A 331-nucleotide genomic window follows, 5' to 3' on the forward strand; every position below is an offset into this window, starting at 1 on the left:
AATCACCACTCAGTACTTCTACGGAGAGTGATGTTCAGCTGTAAACTTTCAATTTTTCAGCTTGTTCCAGATTGTTAAAGAGCAATATCTTAAACACGACTCGTTAAAGTCATCTTTAAGATATTCGTTGATAATGTCTTTCACACATTATCGGAGTGGCGTCCCCAAGGGGATTCGAACCCCTGTTACAGCCGTGAAAGGGCAGTGTCCTAGGCCTCTAGACGATGGGGACACGAAAAATCCGCACCAGACCGCATAACGGTGTGGCACTTTTCGCATCAGCGTAAGGTCTCCCTTACCGCATCAACAGGTGCTCTTGCTCATTAATTTC

At 45.3% G+C, this 331-nt stretch carries 1 tRNA gene; it reads right to left on the bottom strand.

The features are described from left to right. Positions 1 to 156: 156 nt before the first annotated feature. A tRNA-Glu gene (locus tag ACLBVC_RS24810) sits at positions 157 to 232 on the bottom strand. Positions 233 to 331: the final 99 nt, after the last annotated feature.

The organism is Rahnella selenatireducens, assembly GCF_046449555.1.
Taxonomy (GTDB): Bacteria; Pseudomonadota; Gammaproteobacteria; order Enterobacterales; family Enterobacteriaceae; genus Rahnella; species Rahnella selenatireducens.